16 protein-coding genes and 1 tRNA gene are annotated in these 21,385 nt (G+C 69.4%); all 17 read right to left on the bottom strand.

Annotation, left to right across the window (positions count from 1 at the left end; translation table 11 throughout):
• Positions 1-32: 32 nt before the first annotated feature.
• On the bottom strand, positions 33-1,976 hold the full coding sequence (locus MKP15_RS00280) for an integrase arm-type DNA-binding domain-containing protein (RefSeq protein ID WP_205168739.1): 1,944 nt from the start codon (positions 1,974-1,976) through the stop codon (positions 33-35).
• Positions 1,977-2,202: 226 nt separating this feature from the next.
• Positions 2,203-2,278 (bottom strand) — tRNA-Gly (locus MKP15_RS00285).
• A 50-nt stretch (positions 2,279-2,328) separates the two neighbouring features.
• The gene (pgsA, locus tag MKP15_RS00290) at positions 2,329-2,943 is read right to left on the bottom strand and encodes a CDP-diacylglycerol--glycerol-3-phosphate 3-phosphatidyltransferase (protein WP_104938586.1); all 615 of its coding nucleotides are present in this window, start codon (positions 2,941-2,943) and stop codon (positions 2,329-2,331) included.
• Between the two features lie 7 nt (positions 2,944-2,950).
• The gene (gene uvrC / locus MKP15_RS00295; RefSeq protein WP_240211436.1) at positions 2,951-4,870 is read right to left on the bottom strand and encodes an excinuclease ABC subunit UvrC; all 1,920 of its coding nucleotides are present in this window, start codon (positions 4,868-4,870) and stop codon (positions 2,951-2,953) included.
• Complete coding sequence (locus tag MKP15_RS00300) at positions 4,867-6,282, bottom strand: hypothetical protein (protein ID WP_240211437.1); 1,416 nt, start codon at positions 6,280-6,282, stop codon at positions 4,867-4,869. Before MKP15_RS00300 ends, uvrC begins: the two co-directional genes overlap by 4 nt.
• Entirely contained in the window at positions 6,279-6,767 is a 489-nt protein-coding gene (locus MKP15_RS00305) for a low molecular weight protein-tyrosine-phosphatase (protein WP_240211438.1), read from the bottom strand. Before MKP15_RS00305 ends, MKP15_RS00300 begins: the two co-directional genes overlap by 4 nt.
• A complete protein-coding gene (kdsB, locus tag MKP15_RS00310; RefSeq protein WP_240211439.1) occupies positions 6,764-7,537 on the bottom strand; it encodes a 3-deoxy-manno-octulosonate cytidylyltransferase in 774 nt (257 codons plus the stop codon). Before kdsB ends, MKP15_RS00305 begins: the two co-directional genes overlap by 4 nt.
• A gap of 214 nt (positions 7,538-7,751) precedes the next feature.
• Positions 7,752-8,774, bottom strand: coding sequence for a tetraacyldisaccharide 4'-kinase (gene lpxK, locus MKP15_RS00315; protein WP_240211440.1), 1,023 nt, complete (start codon positions 8,772-8,774; stop codon positions 7,752-7,754).
• The gene (msbA, locus tag MKP15_RS00320; RefSeq protein WP_161613136.1) at positions 8,774-10,519 is read right to left on the bottom strand and encodes a lipid A export permease/ATP-binding protein MsbA; all 1,746 of its coding nucleotides are present in this window, start codon (positions 10,517-10,519) and stop codon (positions 8,774-8,776) included. Before msbA ends, lpxK begins: the two co-directional genes overlap by 1 nt.
• A complete protein-coding gene (locus MKP15_RS00325; RefSeq protein ID WP_054664904.1) occupies positions 10,516-10,938 on the bottom strand; it encodes a biopolymer transporter ExbD in 423 nt (140 codons plus the stop codon). Before MKP15_RS00325 ends, msbA begins: the two co-directional genes overlap by 4 nt.
• A gap of 6 nt (positions 10,939-10,944) precedes the next feature.
• Entirely contained in the window at positions 10,945-11,604 is a 660-nt protein-coding gene (locus MKP15_RS00330; RefSeq protein WP_161613137.1) for a MotA/TolQ/ExbB proton channel family protein, read from the bottom strand.
• 3 nt (positions 11,605-11,607) lie between these two features.
• A complete protein-coding gene (locus MKP15_RS00335; protein ID WP_240211702.1) occupies positions 11,608-13,914 on the bottom strand; it encodes a ComEC/Rec2 family competence protein in 2,307 nt (768 codons plus the stop codon).
• Positions 13,915-14,238: 324 nt separating this feature from the next.
• Positions 14,239-16,347 carry a polyribonucleotide nucleotidyltransferase gene (gene pnp, locus MKP15_RS00340; RefSeq protein ID WP_104938578.1) on the bottom strand — a complete coding sequence of 703 codons (2,109 nt, stop codon included), beginning with the start codon at positions 16,345-16,347 and terminating at the stop codon, positions 14,239-14,241.
• Between the two features lie 146 nt (positions 16,348-16,493).
• Positions 16,494-16,754 (bottom strand): 30S ribosomal protein S15, encoded by a 261-nt coding sequence (gene rpsO, locus MKP15_RS00345; protein WP_104938577.1) that lies wholly within the window; start codon positions 16,752-16,754, stop codon positions 16,494-16,496.
• Positions 16,755-16,938: 184 nt separating this feature from the next.
• A complete protein-coding gene (gene truB, locus MKP15_RS00350) occupies positions 16,939-17,850 on the bottom strand; it encodes a tRNA pseudouridine(55) synthase TruB (RefSeq protein ID WP_240211441.1) in 912 nt (303 codons plus the stop codon).
• A 430-nt stretch (positions 17,851-18,280) separates the two neighbouring features.
• Positions 18,281-18,673 (bottom strand): 30S ribosome-binding factor RbfA, encoded by a 393-nt coding sequence (rbfA, locus tag MKP15_RS00355; RefSeq protein ID WP_104938575.1) that lies wholly within the window; start codon positions 18,671-18,673, stop codon positions 18,281-18,283.
• Positions 18,674-18,748: 75 nt separating this feature from the next.
• Positions 18,749-21,382 (bottom strand): translation initiation factor IF-2, encoded by a 2,634-nt coding sequence (gene infB, locus MKP15_RS00360; protein WP_104938574.1) that lies wholly within the window; start codon positions 21,380-21,382, stop codon positions 18,749-18,751.
• Positions 21,383-21,385: the final 3 nt, after the last annotated feature.

Raw genomic sequence — 21,385 nt, forward strand, 5'->3', positions numbered from 1 at the left:
GCCATCATCCCGGCCATAGCTGACGCGCAGGATCAGGCCCCCTCAAACACTACCGCGCTGTCCACCAGCCGACGCACGCTCTGCCGCACATCGTCGGGGGTGGGCCACATGGCAACGGCCTCGGGCGCATCCGCATGGCGCTGGTAGTCGCCCATGATGACCCGGATGATTGTGGGCACATTGGTCGGCGTGACCGCATCGATGGCCGCACGATCCCCCAGATCGGGGTGTGGCTGGGTCAGCATGCGGTATAGCTCCCACGAATCCGCGCGAGGGCACTGGTTCATGAGCACCTGGGCCAGCTTGTGCTTGAGCGGCACCAGTTGCCAGTCAGGAACCCGCTGCCCCCGGTTGCCCAGACTGATGGACAGCAGCTTGCCCGCTTTCAGCTCCCGATTGATCTGATCCTTGGACTTCCCAGCCAGCTTGCCGAACAGCGGGACCGGCAGGTTGTTCGGCGACTCGTACATCGCCAGCATTTCCTCGCGCTCGCGCTGAATGGCGGAGACTTCCGGCTCCGGGGCATGCGTCGGGGGTGGCGGCACCTGCGACAGCCTCTGGAACGTGATTCCGCCGCTGTTGGGGGTCACGACGATGGGCGTAGCCACCACGGGCGAGACACCGGAGGCAACAGGCTCGGCCACCGTGGGGGCCGCACTCACCACATCCTCCGCTTCTGCCATCACCGGCACCCCGTCGATACGAATGGTCAGGTGCGCGCTCGCAGCTTCCACTTCGCCCTGTTCGAGCAGGTCGAGGCGATCGGCCCAGTCCTGCATCATGCGGCGTCGCGGCTCAACGTACTTGGCGTGGTTGTAGGCCGAGCTGACCTTGTTCGGGTCGGAGTGCGAAAGCTGCGCGTCCACCCAAATCTTCGGGTATCCGATCTCATTGAGCGCGGTCGAGATGGTGCCGCGGATTCCGTGGCCGGTCAGGCGCCCCTCATACCCCATGAGCTGCACGGCCTTGTTGAGGGTGTTCTCGCTGATGCGTTTCTTGAGTTCGCTGCGATGCGACAGCAGGTACTTCTGCGCCGGCCGCATCACGCCCAGGAGATAGCGGACGATCTCGACGGCCTGCAGGGACAGGGGCACGATGTAGGGCGGCACGTCCTGCGGCCGCTTGCCGGCCTTGCGCATTTCGTCCTGGAGCTGCTTGACGACCTGTGGCGGGATGATCCACAAGCCGCGGTCGAGGTCGAACTGCTCAGGTTCGGCCAGCCGCAACTCGCCCGTGCGCACCCCCGTCAGGAACAGCAGACGGACACCAAGCTGGGTCTGCCAGCCGCGGGGGTTGTAGAGCCGGAGCTTCTGAAGGAACTCGGGCAGCTCGGGAAGGTGCAGGTAGGGGTTGTGTGCCACCGGGGGCTTGGGCTCGGCCACCACGTCCAGGTCTGCGGCCGGGTTGACCTCCAGCCCCTCGGCGATGACCAAGGCATAGCGGAACATCTGGTTGAACCAGGTACGGACCTTCTCGGCGGTGGTGAACGCCTTGCGCTTCTCGATCGCCGCCACGACGCCCACGAGCTGGGGCCGACGAATGTCGTAGATCGACATCTTCCCCAGGGTGGGCAGCACGTCCTTGTTAAAGATGCGCAGGATCTGCGACAGCGTGCTCTGGCGGCCTTCCTTGAGTTCCTTGCGGCGATGCTCGACCCAGGCATCGAAGACGTTCTTGAAGGTGTATTCGCCTGCCAGCCTGGCCGCGTGCCGGCGCTGATCACGCTCGATCCGGGGATCGATCCCCCTGGCGATCAGGGCTTGGGCCTTGTCCCGCTCGGCGCGGGCCTCCCGCAGGCTGAGGGCGGGATAACTGCCCAGGGACATGCGCTTTTGCGTGCCCAGCCAGGAATAGCGGAAGATCCATGACTTGCCGCCTGCGGCAGAGACCATCAGGCTCAGGCAGTCGTTGTCGTGGAGGGTATAGCGTTTGCCGGTGGTCTTGGCCTGCCGGACGATCAGATCAGAGAGTGCCATTTCGAGGCTCCTAAGTGATGACTTAGGCCTTATGCTCGTCATGGTTCCCGCTCAGCCCCAGCAACTATACGGAAGCCGCCTCACCCGTATTCCTGTGCCTAAATTGGCGCCTAAAAAAGGCTGGCTGTGGGTGGATTTCCGTGGCGCTCGCTGGAATGAAAAAAGGGGCCGAAGCCCCTCTTTTCAACGACTTACAGACGTCAGTAGAAGTCTGTAGATCATAACTTGGAGCGGGAAACGAGACTCGAACTCGCGACCTCAACCTTGGCAAGGTTGCGCTCTACCAACTGAGCTATTCCCGCTTGGGAGGCGAAATTCTACATGCAATCGCCTACCTGTCAACAGCCCTGTTTCATCTTTTTTTCGACTGCGAGCGCGCGGCGATTTCGTCCTCGCGCAGGCTCGGCCAGGCCGCGCGCAGGTACTGCACGGCGGACACCAGCGTGAGCAGCGCGGCGATCGCCAGCATCCAGTCGCCGATGTGGAATATCGGCCCGCCCAGCCAGATGTCGGTCACCGGCGTGTTGGGGGATACCGAGTACAGCAGGCACAGCAGCGCGATCATCTGCGCGGTGGTCTTGATCTTGCCGATCATCGCCACCCGCACCTTGGCGCGCTGGCCGATCTCGGCCATCCACTCGCGCAGCGCGGATACCGCGATCTCGCGACCGACGATCACCGCGGCCCAGAACGCCATCCATGCGGTCGGGTGGCCCTGCACGATCAGGAACAGCGCCACGGCCACCATCAGCTTGTCGGCCACCGGGTCGAGGAAGGCGCCGAACGCCGAATGCATCTGGTAGCGGCGCGCGACCCAGCCATCCAGCCAGTCGGTGATCGCCGCCAGGCCGAACACCGCGGCCGACGCGAAGTTCGTCCACGTATACGGCAGGTAGAACACCAGCACCAGCACCGGGATCATCACGATCCGCAGCAACGTCAGCCAGGTGGGTACGGTCAGGGTCATTACAGCTTTACTCCGCTGCCGGATCCGGGATCGACAGTCCGTGAAGGTTAGCGTAGATGCGCGTTGCAAGGGCGGCATTGATGCCTTCCACGCGCGCGATCTCGGCTTCGCCGGCCGCTTTCAGCCCGGCCAGTCCACCGAAATGCTTGAGCAGGCTGGCGCGGCGCCGCGGGCCGATGCCGGGAATATCCTCCAGCCGACTGGTCATGCGCGCCTTCTGCCGGCGTCCACGGTGCCCGGTGATCGCGAAACGGTGCGCTTCGTCACGCACCTGCTGGATGAACTGCAGCGCCGGCGACGCCGCGCCCGGGCGGATCTCACGCCCGTCGGGCAACACCAGCGCCTCGTGGCCGGCGCGGCGCTCGACGCCCTTGGCGACCCCCAGCAGCAGCACGCCCTCGACCCCCAGGTCGGCCAGCGCGGCCTGCGCCTGCGCGAGCTGCCCGGCGCCACCATCGATCAGCAGCACGTCCGGCAAGGCCGGCAGGTCGCCACTGCGCGACGCGGCGCGGGAACGCCCGCCGTCGCTGGCATCGGCGTCCGGCGCCGCCATCTCCGCGGCCTCCAGCGCGCGCCGGAAGCGGCGGTCGATGGCCTGGCGCATCGCCGCGTAATCGTCGCCGGGCTCGATGCCGCTGATGTTGTAGCGCCGGTACTGCGCGCGCACCGGGCCGGCCGCGTCGAACACCACGCACGACGCCACCGTGGCCTCGCCCATGGTGTGGCTGATGTCGAAACACTCCACGCGCCGGACCGGTTCGGCCAGGCCCAGCATCTGCCGCAACGCCTCGCTGCGCGCATGCTGCGCACCACGGCTGTCGAGCTCGCTGACCAGGCTGATCTGCGCGTTGCGGCTGGCGAGTTCGACATAGCCGGCACGCTCGCCGCGCACGTTCCATTTCAGAACCACCTTGCGCTCGGCGGCGCTGGCCAGTGCCGCCTCGATCATCCCGGCGTCGGGAATCTCGCGGTCCAGCAGCACTTCCGGCGGTGGCGCGTGCTCGGCGTAGTACTGCGACACGAACGCGCCCAGCACTTCCTCGGCGCTGTCCTCGCCGTTGGTGCGCGGGAAGAACGCGCGCGTGCCGAGGTTGCGGCCATCGCGGAAGGCCAGCAGCAGCACGCACGCGCTGGCGCCCTGCATCGCGCAGGCCAGCACGTCCAGGTCGGCGGCGCGGCCGTCCACGTACTGCCGGTTCTGCATGCTGCGCAGCGAGGCGACCAGGTCGCGCAGGCGCGCGGCGCGCTCGAACTCCAGGGCGTCGCTGGCCTGCTGCATCGCCTGCACCAGTTCATCGGCCAGCTGGTCGCTGCGGCCTTCGAGGAACAACGCCGCGCGGCGTACCGATTCGTCGTACTCCGCCTGCGCCACCAGCTCCACGCACGGCGCGCTGCAGCGGCCTATCTGGTACTGCAGGCAGGGCCGCGAGCGGTTGCGGAACACGCTGTCCTCGCAGCTGCGCAGCTTGAACAGCTTGTGCATCAGGTTCAGCGTCTCGCGCACCGCACCCACGCCCGGATACGGCCCGTAATAGCGTCCCGGCACCGAGCGCGGACCGCGATGCAGGGCGATGCGCGGCCACTGCTCGCGGGTGAGCAGCACCTGCGGATAGGTCTTGTCGTCGCGCAGGGAGACGTTGTAGCGCGGTGCCAGCGACTTGATCAGCTGGTTCTCGAGCAGCAGCGCCTCGGCCTCGGTGCGGGTGACGGTCACGTCCATCCGCGCCACCTGCGCAAGCATCATCATGATGCGCCGGCTCTTCGGCGAGCCGTTGAAATAGCTGCCCACGCGCTTGCGCAGCGCGCCGGCCTTGCCCACGTACAACAGCGTGTCGTCGGCCGCATACATGCGGTACACGCCTGGCGCGGTGCTCAGCGCCGCCGCGTACGCCCGGCCGTCGAACCCGCTTGTCACCGTACCGCTCATTCCTCGATCGGCACGTGGCCCAGTTCGCCGCTGACCGGGTCGAACCGCAGGATCGCATGGGCATCGGTCTCGGCGATCCACACCGCGCCGGCGGCCACTGCCAGCGCGGCCGGGCCGTGCAGGCGCCGCGGCAGGTTGACGGTGGTCAGGTCACCGCCCCCCAGGCGCAGCATGCGCAGGCAGCCGTTGCCGGCGTCGGCGATCCACAGCAGCGGCGATTCGGTGCCCATCGCGATGGCCTGCGGATACTGCAGGTGCGCGCGGGCGCGCGGCCCGTCGGTATTGCCGAACTCCCACGGCCCCTGCCCCACCAGGGTCTGCACCACGTCGCCGCGCAGCTGCACCGAGCGGATCGCCGACCCCAGCGCGTCGCAGACATACAGCACCTGCTGCACCGCCACCACGCCGCAGGGCTGGGCGAACGCGGCCAGATGCCCACCGCCGTCGCGCACTTCCAGCGCACCGGCGCCGGCGCGCCAGCGCAGCGCGCGGATGCCCAGGTCGTAGCTCCAGATGTGGTTGTCACCGGCCATGGCGATATGCAGCTGGTTGTCGGCGATGGCGATGTCCAGCGGGTGGCTCAGCGGACTGTCCCAGGGCTGCGCCAGCACGCCGGCCACCGGATCGCCGGCGCGGCCGGTCCCGCACAGGGTGTCGACCTGCCCGCTCGGCAGGTGGATGCGGCGCACGGCATGGTTGCCGGTATCGGCGACATAGAGCATCTCGCGCTCTAGCGCCAGCCCATGCGGCCGGTTGAACGCCGCCTCGGCCGCCGGCCCGTTGACCAGGTCCGCGCTGCCGACGCCGAACTGGCGCAGCACGCGCCCGCCATGGGTGCATTCGAGGATGCGGTGGCGGCCGGTATCGGCGACATAGAGCCGGTCGGCGCTGGCCGCCAGGCCAGCGGGGAAGCGCAGTGGCAGGCGTGGTTCCACGTTGGTTTCCGCAACCGCGCGCAGGTCCTCGTCGGCAGGCCGCGCCAGTCCTTCGCACAGCGCGTTGAGGCTGCGCTCCAGGTCGCCGGCGGCGCCCACCAGGCGCTCGCGTTCCTGGCCCTGGGCATCGATCAGCAGCAGCGTCGGCCATGCCTCGATGCCGAAACGGCGCCATGTTTCCCACTGCGCGTCGAGCAGGATCGGTGCGCCGACGCCATGCCGGCGCAGCAGCTTCAGCGCCGGCTGCGGCTCACGTTCGAAATCGAAGCGCGGCACCTGCACCACCAGCAGTTGCACGCGCCCGGGGTTGCGCGCCTGCCACTGCAGCACCTCGAGCAGCCGCTGCACGCACCAGACCGAAGCGGCGTTGACGAAGGCCAGCACCAACGGGCGGCCGGCGTGGTCCTGCAACGTGGACGGCGCCGCATTGAGCCAGATGCCGGACTTGGGAAGATCCATCGCAGGCTGAGCGTTCATGGGCCGATTATGCCGGAGTCGGGCGCGGCCGACAGGCGCCTGACCGCCGCCTCGGCCGCCGCCTCCAGCAGCGCCCAGCTGTGCTCGAAATCCGCCTCGCCGCCGTAATAGGGATCGGGTACCGCGCTGGCGCTGGTGATCCCGGCCCAGGGCAGCAGCAAGGCGGCCTTGGCGCGCGCCTGCGGCGGCGCCAGCGCCCGGGCCTGGTCCAGGTTGTCCGGGTCCGCGCACAGGATGTGGTCGAAACGAAGGAAGTCGGCGGGCTGCAGCTGGCGCGCGCGCAGCCCGGAGATGTCCACCCCGTGGCGGCGCGCGCAGGCCACCGCCCGCGGATCCGGCGCCTTGCCGCGGTGCCAGCCGGCGGTCCCCGCCGAGTCCACCTCGACCCGCCCGGCCAGCGGCGAACGCGCGATCCGCGCGCGCAGGGCGCCCTCGCCCATCGGCGAGCGGCAGATGTTGCCCAGGCACACCACCAGCAGCTTCAACGCGCGCCCTCCAGCCGTGCGACGGCACGCGCCAGGTCTTCCGGGGTATCGATGCCCGGCGGGAACGGCTCCGGCGACAGCGCCACGGCGATACGGAAGCCCGCCTCCAGCACCCGCAGCTGTTCCAGCGACTCGACCTGCTCAAGTGTCCCCGGTGGCATCGCCGCGAACTGCTGCAGGAAGCCGGCCCGGTAGCCGTAGATGCCGATATGGCGCAGCCATTGCGCCTGCGGCAACTGCGCGGTCGAGCGGGCGAAGGCGTCGCGGTGCCAGGGAATGGGCGCGCGGCTGAAGTACAGCGCATCGCCCCGCGCGTTGCGCACCAGCTTGACCACGTTGGGGTCGAATAGGGTCGCGGCGTCCTCCACCGGCGTGGCCAGGGTCGCCATCGGCGCCTCGCTGGCCGCCAGCGTCGCCGCCACCGCGCGGATGCCGGCCGCCGGCGCGAACGGCTCGTCGCCCTGCAGGTTGACCACGATGGCCCGCTCGTCCCAGCCGGCGTGGCGCGCGCATTCGGCCAGCCGGTCCGTGCCCGAAGCATGGTCATCGCGGGTCATCGCCACGCGGATGCCGTCCAGGCCATCGAGCGCGTCGGCGATCCGCCGGTCGTCGGTGGCCACCCACACTTCGCGCGCGCCGGCATCCAGGGCGCGCCGCGCCACGTGCACGACCATCGGCTGCCCGGCCAGCAGGGCCAGGGGCTTGCCGGGCAGGCGGGTGGACGCATGGCGCGCCGGGATCGCCACGACGAATTCAGGAACCGCGTTCATCTGTACTCCTTGCCCGCTCCGGGCTGCACTGGATGGCCCCGCACGGCGCGACGCGCATGCCCGCGCGGGGACGGAGATCGCCGCTGAGGATAAGGGTTGCCACCGCCGCGGCGTACGCCCGCATGGCCAGGCTTCGACCGGGTTCGCATTTGCCGCGCACGCCAGCCCTGCCCGCCGGTGGCCTGCACCGGCGCCGCCGCGCGCGGCGCACGCATCACGCCCGCGCCAGCTTGCCCAGGCGGTCCAGCAGCGCGACCCAGAACGCCGCGGGCAGTTCGGCCTGCAACGGCACCGCATAGTGCCAGTCGGTGGCGAACGCCTTGCACTTCACCGCGTCCTTCTCGGTCATCAGCACCGGCAGCTCGCTGCCGAAGGACAGGTCCGATGCCTGGTAGCGGTGGTGGTCGGCGAACGCATGCGGCACCACGCCGATGCCGCGGGTGCGCAGCATCTGGAAGAAGCGCTGCGGATGGGCGATACCGGCCACGGCATGCACCCGCTGCCCGGCGAAACCCTGCAGCGAACGCTCGCGCCCGCCACGCAGCGGGCGGGCGCTGTCGATGCGCAGGCGCATCGTCCATTCACCGAACCCGGCCCCCGGCGGGACCTCACCGGCATCGCTGGCCTGGCCCAGGTTGACCACCCGGAAATCGCAGTCGCGCGCCCGCGCCACCGGTTCACGCAGCGGGCCGGCCGGCATCAGCAGGCCGTTGCCGTAGCGCCGCTGCGCATCGACCACTTCGATCTCGATGTCGCGCGCCAGCCGGTAGTGCTGCAGGCCGTCGTCGCAGACCACCACGTCGCAGCCGGCCTCGAGCAGCGCCCGCGCCGCGGCGACGCGATCCCGGTCCACGCGTACCGGCACGCCCGTCTTCCAGGCGATCAGCAACGGCTCGTCGCCGGCCAGTTCCGGCGCCAGTTCCGGGGTGACCCAGCGGGCGCTGCCAGCGTCGTCGCGGCCGTAACCGCGGCTGGCCACGCCCGGCTTCCAGCCCGCCTCGCGCAGGCGCTCGACCAGCGCGATGGTCAGCGGCGTCTTGCCGGTGCCGCCGGCGGTGATGTTGCCGACCACGATCACCGGCACCGGCACCTGGCGGCCACGCAGCCAGCCGCGGCGGTACAGCTCGCGGCGCAGGCCGGCGACCGCGGCATACAGCGGCGCCAGCAGGCGGGCCGTCCACGGCACCGGGGCGCCGTCATACCACCATGGCGGCGTCTGCGTTCCCTTGCCGGCCATCAGACCTGCCTTTCCCGGAACTGCATCCGGTAGAGGTGCTCGTACAGCCCGCCCAGCGCCAGCAGCTCCTGGTGGGTGCCGCGCTCGACGATCCGCCCCTGGTCCATCACCAGCACCTGGTCGGCATGCTCGATGGTGGACAGGCGGTGCGCGATCACCAGCGTGGTGCGGTCGGGCATCAGCCGCTGCAGCGCATCCTGCACCAGCCGTTCGGACTCGTTGTCCAGTGCCGCGGTGGCCTCGTCCAGGATCAGGATCGGCGCATCCTTGAGCATGGCGCGGGCGATCGCCAGGCGCTGGCGCTGGCCGCCGGACAGGCGCCCGCCCTTGGCGCCGACCTGGGCATCCACGCCCTGCGGCAGCTGGTCGACGAATTCGCGCGCGTTGGCGCCGGCGATGGCCTGTTGCAGCTGCTCGGCGCTGCGGCCCTGCAGTTCGCCGTAGGCGATGTTCTGGGCGATGCTGCCATCGAACAGCACAACCTGCTGCCCGACCAGCGCGATCTGCCGGCGCAGGTCGGCCAGACGGTACTCCTGCACGGGATGTCCATCGAGCAGGATCTGCCCGGACTCGGGCTCGTAGAAACGCGGAATCAGCTTGATCAGGGTCGACTTGCCGCTGCCCGAGCGGCCGACGATCGCCGTCACGGTACCGGGACGGGCGACGAAACTGACACCCTCCATCGCCGGCCGGGCCTGGCCCGGGTAGCGCGCGGTGACGTCGCGGAATTCCAGCAGGCCCTCGGCCCGCTGCAGCCCGCGCGTGCCCGCGTCCGGCTCGTCCTGGGCATCGAGCACCACGAACAGGCGCTGCGCCGAGGCGATGCCGCGCTGGGTCATGTTCTGCACGTTGGTCAGCTGCTTGAGCGCGGGGATGATCGTCATCATCGCCAGCATCATCGACACGAAGTTGCCCACCGACAGGCGCCCGGCGGCGGCCTCGTGGCCGGCGATCAGCAGCAGCGACGCCAGGCCGACCGCACCGATCAACTGCACCATCGCCGAGGAGATGCTGCGCGTGGCTTCCACCTTCATCGCCAGCTTCAGGTTGGTGTCGGCCAGGCCGCCGTAGCGCGCCAGCTCGCTGCGCTGCGCACCGTAGATCTTCACCTCCTGGTGGCTGGACAGGGTCTGGTCCGCGGCCTGCAGCAGTTCCGCGCCACTTTCCTGGATGCGGTGGCTGATGCGCCGGTAGCGCTTGGCCACCTTGTTCATCACCCACGCCAGCGGCGGCGCCAGCACGAAGATCGCCAGCGTCACCTGCCAGCTGTACCACAGCATCGCCGCCAGCGAGACCAGCACCTGCAGGGATTGCTGCAGCACCACCTTCATGGCGTCGACCGCGGCCTGCGCCACCTGGTCGCTGTCCGAGCCGAGCCGCACCAGCATCGACGGCACCGGCTCGGTATCGAACTGCAGTCCGGGCAGGTGCAGGTATTTGTCCAGCACCCGCACGCGCAGGTCGCGGGCGATGCTGCGCGCGGCCCTGCCCATGCCGATGTCGGTCAGGTAACCGGCGATGCCGCGCAGCAGGAACAGGCCGATGATGGCCAGCGGCATCCACCCGTTGATGTCCTTCGGATTCACCAGGTTGTTGGTGATGGGGCTCATCAGCATGAGGAAGCCACCACCGGCCGCGGCCTCGATCAGCATGCCCAGTGCGGCCATCATCAGCAGCCCGCGGTAGGGCTGCGCGAACCCCAGCAGGCGCCGGTAGGTCTGCCAGGGTGTTTCGCTGAGGCTCATCGCTGCACCTCCGGTGCCGTGGCGATGGCGATCCGGCGGAAGCCGAGCTGCCCCAGGGCATCCTGCACGGTGACCACCGCCTGGTACGGCGTGCGCGCGTCGGCGCGCAGCAGCACGGTCTGCCCGCGGTCATCGCCGGCGACCTGGACGATGGTCCGCTTCACCGATTCCACGTCGGTGCGCAGCACCTCGCGGTCGTTGATGAAATAACGGCCATCGGCATTGACCAGCACGCTGAGCGAGCGCGGTGGCTCGGCATTGCGCTGGTCGCTGGCGGTCGGCAGCTGCACCTGCAGGGTGGAGCGTGCGTCGAAGGTGGTGGTGACCACGAAGAAGATGATCAGCACCAGGATCACGTCGATCAGCGGCACCAGATCGATATGCGGCTCTTCCTGGGCCCGGTCGTTGCGGATGCGCATGCGGGGTCAGGCCTTGGCCACTGCCGCTGCCTGCGCGGCCGGCTTGGCCGCGGCCATCACCGCAGGGCGGCCGTCCAGGGTATCCAGCAGCGCGCCGGCTTCGTGTTCCATCTCGATCACGTAACCGTCCACGCGCGCGCGGAAATAGCGGTGGAACATCAGCGCGGGGATGGCCACGATCATGCCGGTGGCGGTGCACACCAGGGCCTTGCCGATACCGCCGGCCAGCTGGTTCACGTCGCCCACGCCATGGTCGAGGATGCCCAGGAACATCTGGATCATGCCGATCACCGTGCCGAGCAGGCCAAGCAGCGGGCCGGCCGATGCGATGGTACCCAGCGCGTTGAGGTAACGCCCCATCCGGTGCACCAGGTGGCGGCCGGTGTCCTCGATGCGCTCGCGGATCTGGTCGCGCGGGCGGTTGCGGGCTTCCAGCGCCGCGGCCAGCAGCGCGCCCAGCGGCGAGTTCGCGCGCAGCGATTCGATGTGGGAAGCGTCCAGCTTGCCGCGCGCGGCCCAGTTGCGCACCTCCTGCCCCAGCCCGGGCGGCAGCACCTCGTTACGCCGCAGGCTCCAGAAGCGCTCCAGGACAATCGCCAAAGCCAGTACGCCCAACAGCAGCAGCGGCACCATCGGCCAACCGCCGGCCTTGACCAGTTCCCACACGTTTCAACCCTCCGGCACGACAGCCGTCTTTTCATCCGCCGATAGGATAACAGCCGCCCGCGCCCGCCCAGCAGCATCCCACAGGCGACGACGCCACGGCCGGCGCTCGCGCACCTGCAGGCCCTGCGCCCCCAGCCAGACCCTGACCGCGCCGCTCGCCGGCGTCGCCAGCACCTCGGCCCCCGCCCCCCGCCAGCGCTCGACCACCTCCGCCCGCGGATGGCCGAAACGGTTGCCGTGTCCGGCCGACAGCAGCACCAGGCGCGCGCCGGTGGCCGCCACGAATCCCGGCCGGGACGAGCCGGCGCTGCCATGGTGCGGGGCCACGACCACCTCGGCCCGCAGCGCCGGGCGCTGCCGGCGCACCAGGCCGGCCTCGATGACCTCGCCGATATCCCCTGCCAGCAGCATCGCGCCATGAGCGGAACGTATCCGCAGCACGCAACTGGATTCGTTGCGCAGGTAGGGAAAGCCGGCAGGCGGATGCAGGTATTCGAACTGCACGCCATCCCACTGCCAGCGCAGGCCGGCGACGCAATCACGTGACGGTATCGACGGTTGCATGCCCGGCGGCGCATGCCAGGCCATGACCGGTAGCGCCGCGCGGAGGGCGGCGATGCCGCCGGCGTGATCGTTGTCGCCATGGCTGACGACCACCGCATCGAGCCGCCCCACGCCCAGGGCGCGCAGCGCCGGCACCACCACCCGCGCACCGGCGTCGAAACCGTCGCGCACCGCCGGCCCGGCGTCATAGAGCAGGCGGTGGCCGCGGGTACGCACCAGCACCGACAACCCCTGGCCGACGTCGAGCAGGACCAGCTCGACCTCGCCATGCCGCGGAAGCTCGCGCCCCGGCCACAGCAGCGGCAACCACAGCAGCAGTGCCAGTGATTTGCCCGGCACCGCACGCGGCAGCAGCAGCCAGCCCGCGCCGGCCAGCGCGAGCGGCAACGCGGGACCGGCCGCCTCCGGCAGCCACCACAGGGCGAAGCGGCTGCCCCCCAGCCACGACAGCGCGGACCAGCTCAGCTCGAAGCACCAGGCCGAGGCGCGCCACGGCCCGCTGCCGGCCCCCGCCAGCAGCGCCTCCAGCCCCGTCCCCAGCAGGGCCAACGGCACCACCACCAGGCTCCACCACGGGATCGCCAGCAGATTCGCCAGCGGGCCGGCGAGCGAGGCCTGGTCGAACAGCACCGCGGTCAGCGGCAACAACCCTATCGTTGCCACCGACTGCGCGGACAGGAAGCCACGCAGCCAGTGCATGCGTTCGGGAAGGCACCAGGCCAGCCAGGCCACGCCGGCGAAGCTCAGCCAGAACCCGGCGGTCAGCATCGCCAGCGGATCCCAGCCGAGCACCAGCAGCGCGGCGAGCGCCAGCGCACCGAAAACGCTGGCCGGGCGGCGCCACAGCCTGGCCAGTGCCACCACGGCCACCATCAGCACCGTGCGCACCGTGGGCAGGGCGAAACCGGCCACGGCCGCATAGCCGACGGCCCCGGCCACCGCGGCGAGGGCCGCGGCATGGGAACGCGGGCAATACCGCCCCAGCCAGGGAAGCAACCACCAGGCTGCGGAGGCGGCCAGGGCGATGAAGCCGGCGACCATGCCGACGTGGAAGCCTGAAATCGCGATCAGGTGGGTCAGGCCGGTGGCGCGCAGCATGTGCCAATCGCCCTCGTCCAGCGCCCGGGTATCGCCCACGGCCAACGCTCGTACGTAGCGCGAGGCCGGGGTTTCGATGGCAGCGTCGATCCGCCCGGCGATGCGTTCGCGCCAGGCATCGATCCCACGCGGGGGCGCCAGTCGCCGCCCGCTGCCGCTCACCACCAGCCCGGTAGCGGCGATCCGCCGCGCCAATGCATTGCGCTCGGCGTCGAACCCGCCGGGGTTGGCGAGCCCGCGGGGGGCCCGCACCCGCACCTGGAACCGCCAGCGGGCGCCGGCCTGCAGCGCCAACCGGGGGCCCGGTTGGGTGCTCCCGAAATCGTCGTACCAGGCCAACTGCAGCAGCCGTCCGCGCAGTGCGTCAGGCTGGGCCGCGTCGCCGTCGACCCGGAACCGGAAGCGCGTCCGCCTGGACTCCACTTCCGGCAGCGACGCCACGGTGCCGGCGACGGACACCACGCTGCGTTCCAGCGCCGGCGGCAGCTGCGCCTGCAGCGCCCAGCCGGCCTGCAGCGCCGCCCAGCCGGCCCCTGCCAGCAACGCCCCGCAGCACGGTGCACGGCCCGCCGCCCAGAGTGCCAGCCCGGCCAGCAGCGCGCTCCAGCGCACCCCGGGCGGCGGCAACCCCGGCATCCACAGCACCATGCCGACGCCGGCCAGGAAGCAGGCCGCGGCAGCCTTGCCCAAGCGCGGGCAAGCCCGCGTACCGGTGGCAGGGCGCAGCGCCCGAATCCAGTCGCGGCGTCGCTTGCACACGGCCCATCCCCTTCCGCCAGCCCGTCCCCATGCTGCCCGGGCGATGGCGCGCCCGCCGTAGGCCGGTCACGCATCCACGATGCAGGAAATGCCGTGCCGTGGCTTGGGCCAGCCCGCAGCGCCGGGCCTGCAGGAAAACGCCGCCGCGGAAACCACGCAAAAGAAAAGCGGGCCAGAGGCCCGCTTTTCCGAATGCAGCACAGGTACCCGGGCTTATTCGGCCGGGGTGCCCTCGCCTTCCTCGACGGCCTTCATCGACAGGCGGATGCGGCCCTGCTTGTCCACTTCCAGCACCTTGACCTTGACCACGTCGCCTTCCTTCAGCTTGTCGCCGACCTTCTCCACGCGCTCGCTGGAAATCTGCGAGACGTGCACCAGGCCGTCCTTGCCCGGCAGGATGGTGACGAACGCACCGAAGTCCATGATCTTGGCGACCTTGCCTTCGTAGATGCGGCCCGGCTCGACGTCCGAGGTGATCTGCTCGATGCGGCGCTTGGCTTCCTGCGCGGCGGCGTTGTTCACCGAGGCGATGGTGATGGTGCCGTCGTCCTGGATGTCGATCTGGGTGCCGGTTTCCTTGGTGATCGCCTGGATCACCGAACCGCCCTTGCCGATCACTTCGCGGATCTTGTCCGGGTGGATCTTGATGGTCAGCAGGCGCGGCGCGTAATCGCTCAGCTCCTCGCGCGGCGCGGTCAGCGCCTTGGCCATCTCGCCGAGGATGTGCAGACGGCCGGCCTTGGCCTGCTCCAGCGCCTGCTTCATGATCTCTTCGGTGATGCCTTCGATCTTGATGTCCATCTGCAGCGCGGACACGCCTTCGGAGGTACCGGCGACCTTGAAGTCCATGTCGCCCAGGTGGTCTTCGTCACCCAGGATGTCGCTCAGCACGACGAAACGGTCGTCTTCCTTCACCAGGCCCATGGCGATACCCGCCACCGGCGCCTTGACCGGCACGCCGGCATCCATCAGCGCCAGCGAGGAGCCGCACACCGAGGCCATCGACGAGGAACCATTGGATTCGGTGATCTCCGACACCACGCGGATGGTGTACGGGAATTCCTCGATGGTCGGCATCACCGCCAGCACGCCGCGCTTGGCCAGGCGGCCGTGGCCGATCTCGCGACGCTTCGGCGCGCCGAAACGGCCGCACTCACCCACCGAGTACGGCGGGAAGTTGTAATGGAACAGGAAGTTTTCCTTGTACTCGCCGGAGACGGCATCGATGATCTGGCCGTCGCGGGCGGTGCCCAGGGTGGTGACCACGATGGCCTGGGTCTCGCCACGGGTGAACAGCGCCGAACCGTGGGTACGCGGCAGCACGCCGGCCTTGACGGTGATCGGGCGCACGGTGTCCAGGGCACGGCCGTCGATGCGGACCTTGGTGTCCAGCACCGAATCACGCATGGTGCGGTACTCGAGCTCGCCGAACTCCTTGGCCAGTTCGGCCGGGTTCCAGCCCTCGGCGGCGACGCGGCCGGCCAGCTGCTCGGTCACGTCCTTCTTGATCGCGGCGATGGCATCGCGGCGCTGCAGCTTGTCGCGCACCTGGAAGGCGTCGGCCAGCTTGCCGCCGATGGCTTCCTTCAGCGCCGAGATCAGCGCCTCGTTCTTGGCCGGGGCGACCCAGTCGCTCGGCTTGGTGCCGGCTTCGACGGTCAGTTCGTTGATCGCGTTGATGACCTTCTGCATCTCGCGGTGGCCGAAGGTCACCGCGCCCAGCATCACGTCCTCGGACAGCAGCGCGGCCTCGGACTCGACCATCAGCACGGCGTTGGCGGTACCGGCAACGACCAGTTCCAACTGCGATTCCTTCAGCTCCGACACGGTCGGGTTGAGGATGTACTCGCCGTTCTTGTAGCCGACCTTGGCGGCGCCGATCGGGCCCTTGAACGGGGTGCCGGCCAGTGCCAGCGCCGCCGAGGCACCGATCAGGGCCGGGATGTCACCGTCCACTTCCGGGTTCAGCGACATCACCGTGGCGATGATCTGCACTTCGTTCTTGTAGTCTTCCGGGAACAGCGGGCGGATCGGACGGTCGATCAGGCGCGAGATCAGCGTTTCCTTCTCCGTGGCGCGGCCTTCGCGCTTGAAGAAGCCACCCGGGATGCGGCCACCGGCGTAGAACTTTTCCTGGTAATCAACGGTCAGCGGGAAGAAGTCCTGGCCTTCGCGCGCGCTCTTGGCGGCGACGGCAGTGACCAGCAGCACGGTGTCGTCCATCTTGACGATGACGGCGCCGCTGGCCTGGCGGGCGACTTCGCCGGTCTCAAGCGTGACGGTGTGCTTGCCGTACTGGAAGGTTTTGGTGATTTTTGCCACGGAGGGTGTCCTTGGGGATGCTGTCTGCGAATGGACCGTCGGCGACCCTTGTCACCGGCGGGCGGCCGGAGTTCCGGCCCTGGAGATGTTGCTGAACTGCAAAAACAAAACCGCGGCGCATCGCTGCGCCGCGGGGGGATTGTTGCTTAGCGACGCAGGCCAAGCTTTTCGATCAGGCCCTTGTAGCGCTCGACGTCCTTCTTCTTCAGGTAGTCGAGCAGGCTGCGGCGGCGGTTGACCAGCTGCAGCAGGCCGCGGCGGCTGTGGTGGTCCTTCTTGTGGACCTTGAAGTGTTCGGTCAGCTGCTCGATGCGGGCGGTCAGCAGGGCCACCTGGACTTCCGGCGAACCGGTGTCGTTGGCGCCGCGCTTGTTGTCTTCAATAACTTTCTGGGTGTCGATCGACATGATGTTTTCTCTGGATGCGTGGCCGGCAGGAACGTGCTGATGACGCACCGCGCAGCTCGCCGTTTAAGGAAGGCGGCCCGCCGACGGCGGACCGGTGCCCGGCAAAGGGCCGCAGAATTGTAACGATCCGCGCCTGCGGCCACAAGGCGCAACCTGTATCGGCGCCCCTGCCGGGCGCGGCGGGTCAGAGGTTGAAACGGCGCTGCGGCGCCAGCATGCCGGCCGCATCCACCTGCCCCAGCCCAAGGGCCTTGCCGTCGTCGGCGAACACCGCCACCTGTCCGCGCGGCCACGCCGGATCCCGCAGGCGCTGGCCCATGCAGAAGCGCTGCGCGCGCAGGGCATCCAGCTCGACCCGGCCGAAATGGCCCAGCCCCGCCTCCAGCGGCAGCAGCCATTCCAGCAGCGCCGCGTCGTCACCGGCTTCGGCCAGCTCGCGCAGTGCGTCCAGGCCGATCATGCGCGGCGCCAGGAACGGCTCCACCCACAGCCGCCGCAGTGCGGTGATGTGGGCACCGCAGCCCAACGCTTCGCCCAGGTCGCGGGCGATGCTGCGGATATAGGTGCCCGAGCCGCAGGTCACCCGCAGCCGCAGCCATTCAGGTTGCTGGTCCAGGACCTCGATCGCCTGTACGTGGACCTCGCGTTCGGGCGCTTCGATGGCCTCGCCGCGACGCGCCTTCACATACAGCGGCTCGCCGCCCTGCTTCAGCGCCGAGTACATCGGGGCGCGCTGGCGGATGTGCCCGGTCAGCGGCGCCAGTGCCTGGTGCAGCGCCTGCGGGTCGAGCGCCGGGACCGGACGCTGCCGCAACACCGCACCGTCGGCATCGTCGGTATCGGTGGTCGTGCCCAGCGCGATCTGCGCGTCATAGGCCTTGGCCGAGCCCAGCAGCAGGCCGGCGATCTTGGTCGCCTCGCCGAAGCACAACGGCAGCAGCCCGGTGGCCAGCGGGTCGAGACTGCCGGTATGCCCGCCCTTCTCGGCACGGAACAGCCGCCGTGCCACCTGCAGCGCGTTGTTGGAGCTCATGCCGGCAGGCTTGTCGAGCAGGACGATGCCATCCAGGCGGCGGAATTGGATACGGGGACGCATTAGTTCTGCCTCGGTCTGCCTTGTTGCTGCGGTTGCAGTGGCCTTGCGGCCTTGGATCTTGGGGCGTCCTTCCACAGCGGCCCAGCCGCGGACAAACCCGCTGGCCGGCACGCAGGGATGGCGCCGGTTCTGGAAGAGACACGGATGTCCCGGCCGGCAATCCCATCGGCGCAGCGGCCCGTGGCGCGCAACACGCCGGGCGCGCTGGCAGGGCGTGCTTGCCAGCCAGCAATGGCAGAGCGCCGCTCTGGACAACCTGTGTCTGCACGGGCGAAGAAAGGTAACCCGCTCCTTGCGCGTGAGCGGAACCAGCCGCTTGCGCCATGGGCTGCCGCGGCCGCGAAACACCGCGGCCCGCCCCCGCCCGCTCCGCTCGCATCCACCCTGCGGGGGAACATTTCCCGGCAGGAGAAGACACACGCTCGAACGCTCAGGCCTTCTCGCCTTCCTCGCCATCGGTGCCGGGCTGCGCCGACTGCACATCCGGCAGGTCGCGCAGCAGGTTGTCGATGCGTTCGCCGCGGTCCACCGAATCGTCGTAATGGAAATGCAGCTCCGGCACGTGGCGCAGCTTCATCGCCCGGGCCAGGCCCATGCGCAGCTCGCCGGCCAGTTCGCGCAGGCCCTTGACCGCCTCGACCGAACGCTCCGGCATCAGCGCGGTGACGAACACCTTGGCATGGGCCATGTCGCGGGTGACCTCCACGTCCGAGACACTGACCGATGGCAGGCCATGCTCGCGCACGGCGGCATGCACCAGCGTGCCCAGATCACGGCGGATCTGCGCGGAAACTCGGTCGGTACGGTGGAAAGTCTTGGGCACGGAATCTCGCTCGTCTGATTGTTGCGGGGAAAACGCGGCCGGCCCGCGTCGCGCGGGCCGGCCGGTACGGCGTCATTACAGGGTGCGCGGCACTTCGATGCGCTCGAAGCACTCGATCTGGTCGCCCGCCTTGACGTCGTTGTAGGCCTTCACGCCGATACCACACTCGGTACCGTTGCGGACCTCGTCCACGTTCTCCTTGAAGCGGCGCAGCGATTCCAGTTCGCCCTCGAACACCACCACGCTGTCGCGCAGCACGCGGATCGGCTTGTTCCGCTTGACCACACCCTCGACCACCATGCAGCCGGCGACCGCGCCGAACTTGGAGCTGCGGAACACGTCGCGGACCTCGGCGATACCGATGATCTCTTCGCGGATTTCCACGCCCAGCAGGCCCGAAGCCACCTGCTTCACCTGGTCGATCACGTCATAGATGATCGAGAAGTAGCGCAGGTCGACGCCGTTGGATTCGATGATGCGACGGGCCGAAGCGTCCGCACGCACGTTGAAGCCGATGACCGTGGCCTTGGAGGCCACCGCCGAGTTGGCGTCCGATTCGGTGATGCCGCCCACGCCGGAGTGGATCACGTTGATCCGGATCTCGTCGTTGGACAGCCCCACCAGCGACTGGCTCAGCGCCTGCACCGAACCCTGGACGTCGGCCTTGATCAGCAGGTTCAGAACCTGCTGGCCTTCGCCCTTGCCCATCTGCGCCATGATGTCTTCCATGCGGCTGCCAGCACTGGCGACCAGGCGCGACTCGCGACGCTTGGTCTCGCGCTGCTGCGCCACGTCCTTGGCCAGGCGCTCGTCGTCGACGACCACGAAGTCGTCGCCGGCATCCGGCACGCCGGACAGGCCCAGCACCTGCACCGGGATCGACGGGCCGGCCTCGGCCACCTGGCGGCCGGTCTCGTCGAACAGCGCACGCACGCGGCCGTACTGGATGCCGCACACCAGGTAGTCGCCCTTCTTGAGCTGACCCTGCTGCACCAGCACCGTCGCGACCGGGCCACGGCCCTTGTCCAGCGAGGATTCGATGACCACACCGCTGGCGCGGCCTTCGGCCACGGCCTTCAGCTCCAGCACTTCGGCCTGCAGCGAAATCGCATCCAGCAGGTCGTCGATGCCCTGGCCGGTCTTGGCCGAGATCTCCACCATCTGGGTGTCGCCACCGAAGTCCTCGGCCACGACCTGCTCGGCGAGCAGTTCGTTCTTGACCCGCATCGGATCGGCGGACGACTTGTCGATCTTGTTGATCGCCACCACGATCGGCGCGTTGGCCGCGCGGGCGTGCTGGATGGCTTCGCGGGTCTGCGGCATGACGCCGTCGTCGGCCGCCACCACCACCACCACCACGTCGGTCAGCTGCGCACCGCGGGCACGCATCGAGGTGAACGCGGCATGGCCGGGGGTGTCGAGGAAGCTGATGACGCCCTTGGGCGTTTCCACGTGGTACGCGCCGATGTGCTGGGTGATGCCGCCGGCTTCGCCGTTGGCGACCTTGGTGCGGCGGATGTAATCCAGCAGCGAGGTCTTGCCGTGGTCAACGTGGCCCATGATGGTGACCACCGGCGGACGCGGCACGGCGTCGCCCTGGTCGGCATCGGTGATGGCCAGCAGCGCGTCCTCGGCATCGTTGTTGCCGGCACGTACCGCCTTGTGCCCGAGCTCCTCGGTCACCAGCGCCGCGGTGTCATGGTCGATGGACTGGGTGATGGTGGCCATCACGCCCATCTTGAACAGCGCCTTGACCACCTCGCCGCCCTTCAGCGCGAGCTTCTGCGCCAGGTCGGCCACGGTGATGGTGTCGCCGATGGCGACCTCGCGCACGACCGGCGCGGTCGGACGCTCGAAGCCATGGTTGCCACCACCGCCGCGCGACTGCTCGGCGCCACGGCGGCCCTGCGGCGCGCGCGCGCCCGGACGGCCGCGGGAATTGCTGTTGTTGCCGCCGCGGCGCGCGCGGTCGGACGGCGACAGGTGCAGCTGGCCGCCGAAGCGGTTGCCGCCATTGTCGTCGGACGACTGCGGGCCACGCGCCTTGCTGCCCGGCTTGGCATGCGCGGCGCGATCGTCGCGCACGGCGTGCGGACGGCTCGGCGAAGGCGCATGGCGCACGTTCTTCACCACCGGCTCGTCATCCTCGTCCTCGGCGGCGCGCGGCGGTGCCTTGGCGGCCTGCGCGGCCTCCTCGGCGGCCTTGCGCTCGGCCTCGGCACGCAGTCGTTCGGCCTCTTCGGCCGCCTTCTGCTGGGCGATCTGCTCGGCGCGCGCGCGGTCCTTCTCGGCGAGCATGCGCTGCTCCTCGAGATTGCGCTGGCGCGACTCCTCGAGCTTGCGCAGGATCTCGGCGCGCTCGGCATCCGCATCCATCGGCGCGCCGGCGGCCGGCTTGACGTAGGTACGCTTCTGGCGCACCTCGACGTTGACCGTGGTCTTGCTGCGGCCGGCGTTGACGGTCACTTCCTGCTGCGTACGGCGGCTCAGGGTGATCTTCTTCGGCGCGGCGTCAGCCTCGTCGGCGACCTGCTCGTCCTTGCCGTGGGAACGGCGAAGGAAACCGAGCAGCTTCACTTTCTCGGCGCTGGTCACGACCTGGTCGGGACCGCTGAACTTCATGCCGGCCTGGGCCAGCTGTTCCAGCAGTTTCTCCACCGGCGTGTTGACCAGTTGGGCGAGCTTGCGGATGGTGGTTTGCTGCGACATTCG

Source organism: Stenotrophomonas sp. Y6 (assembly GCF_022436665.1).
Taxonomy (GTDB): domain Bacteria; phylum Pseudomonadota; class Gammaproteobacteria; order Xanthomonadales; family Xanthomonadaceae; genus Stenotrophomonas; species Stenotrophomonas acidaminiphila_A.

What these genes read in the sequence shown, in the direction of transcription:
- MKP15_RS00280 (WP_205168739.1), bottom strand. Translation starts at nt 1,976, where the DNA reads ATGGCACTCTCTGATCTGATCGTCCGGCAGGCCAAGACCACCGGCAAA.
- pgsA (WP_104938586.1), bottom strand. Translation starts at nt 2,943, where the DNA reads ATGACCCTGACCGTACCCACCTGGCTGACGTTGCTGCGGATCGTGATG.
- uvrC (WP_240211436.1), bottom strand. Translation starts at nt 4,870, where the DNA reads ATGAGCGGTACGGTGACAAGCGGGTTCGACGGCCGGGCGTACGCGGCG.
- MKP15_RS00300 (WP_240211437.1), bottom strand. Translation starts at nt 6,282, where the DNA reads ATGAACGCTCAGCCTGCGATGGATCTTCCCAAGTCCGGCATCTGGCTC.
- kdsB (WP_240211439.1), bottom strand. Translation starts at nt 7,537, where the DNA reads ATGAACGCGGTTCCTGAATTCGTCGTGGCGATCCCGGCGCGCCATGCG.
- lpxK (WP_240211440.1), bottom strand. Translation starts at nt 8,774, where the DNA reads ATGGCCGGCAAGGGAACGCAGACGCCGCCATGGTGGTATGACGGCGCC.
- msbA (WP_161613136.1), bottom strand. Translation starts at nt 10,519, where the DNA reads ATGAGCCTCAGCGAAACACCCTGGCAGACCTACCGGCGCCTGCTGGGG.
- MKP15_RS00325 (WP_054664904.1), bottom strand. Translation starts at nt 10,938, where the DNA reads ATGCGCATCCGCAACGACCGGGCCCAGGAAGAGCCGCATATCGATCTG.
- MKP15_RS00335 (WP_240211702.1), bottom strand. Translation starts at nt 13,914, where the DNA reads ATGGTGCTGTGGATGCCGGGGTTGCCGCCGCCCGGGGTGCGCTGGAGC.
- rpsO (WP_104938577.1), bottom strand. Translation starts at nt 16,754, where the DNA reads ATGTCGATCGACACCCAGAAAGTTATTGAAGACAACAAGCGCGGCGCC.
- truB (WP_240211441.1), bottom strand. Translation starts at nt 17,850, where the DNA reads ATGCGTCCCCGTATCCAATTCCGCCGCCTGGATGGCATCGTCCTGCTC.
- infB (WP_104938574.1), bottom strand. Translation starts at nt 21,382, where the DNA reads ATGTCGCAGCAAACCACCATCCGCAAGCTCGCCCAACTGGTCAACACG.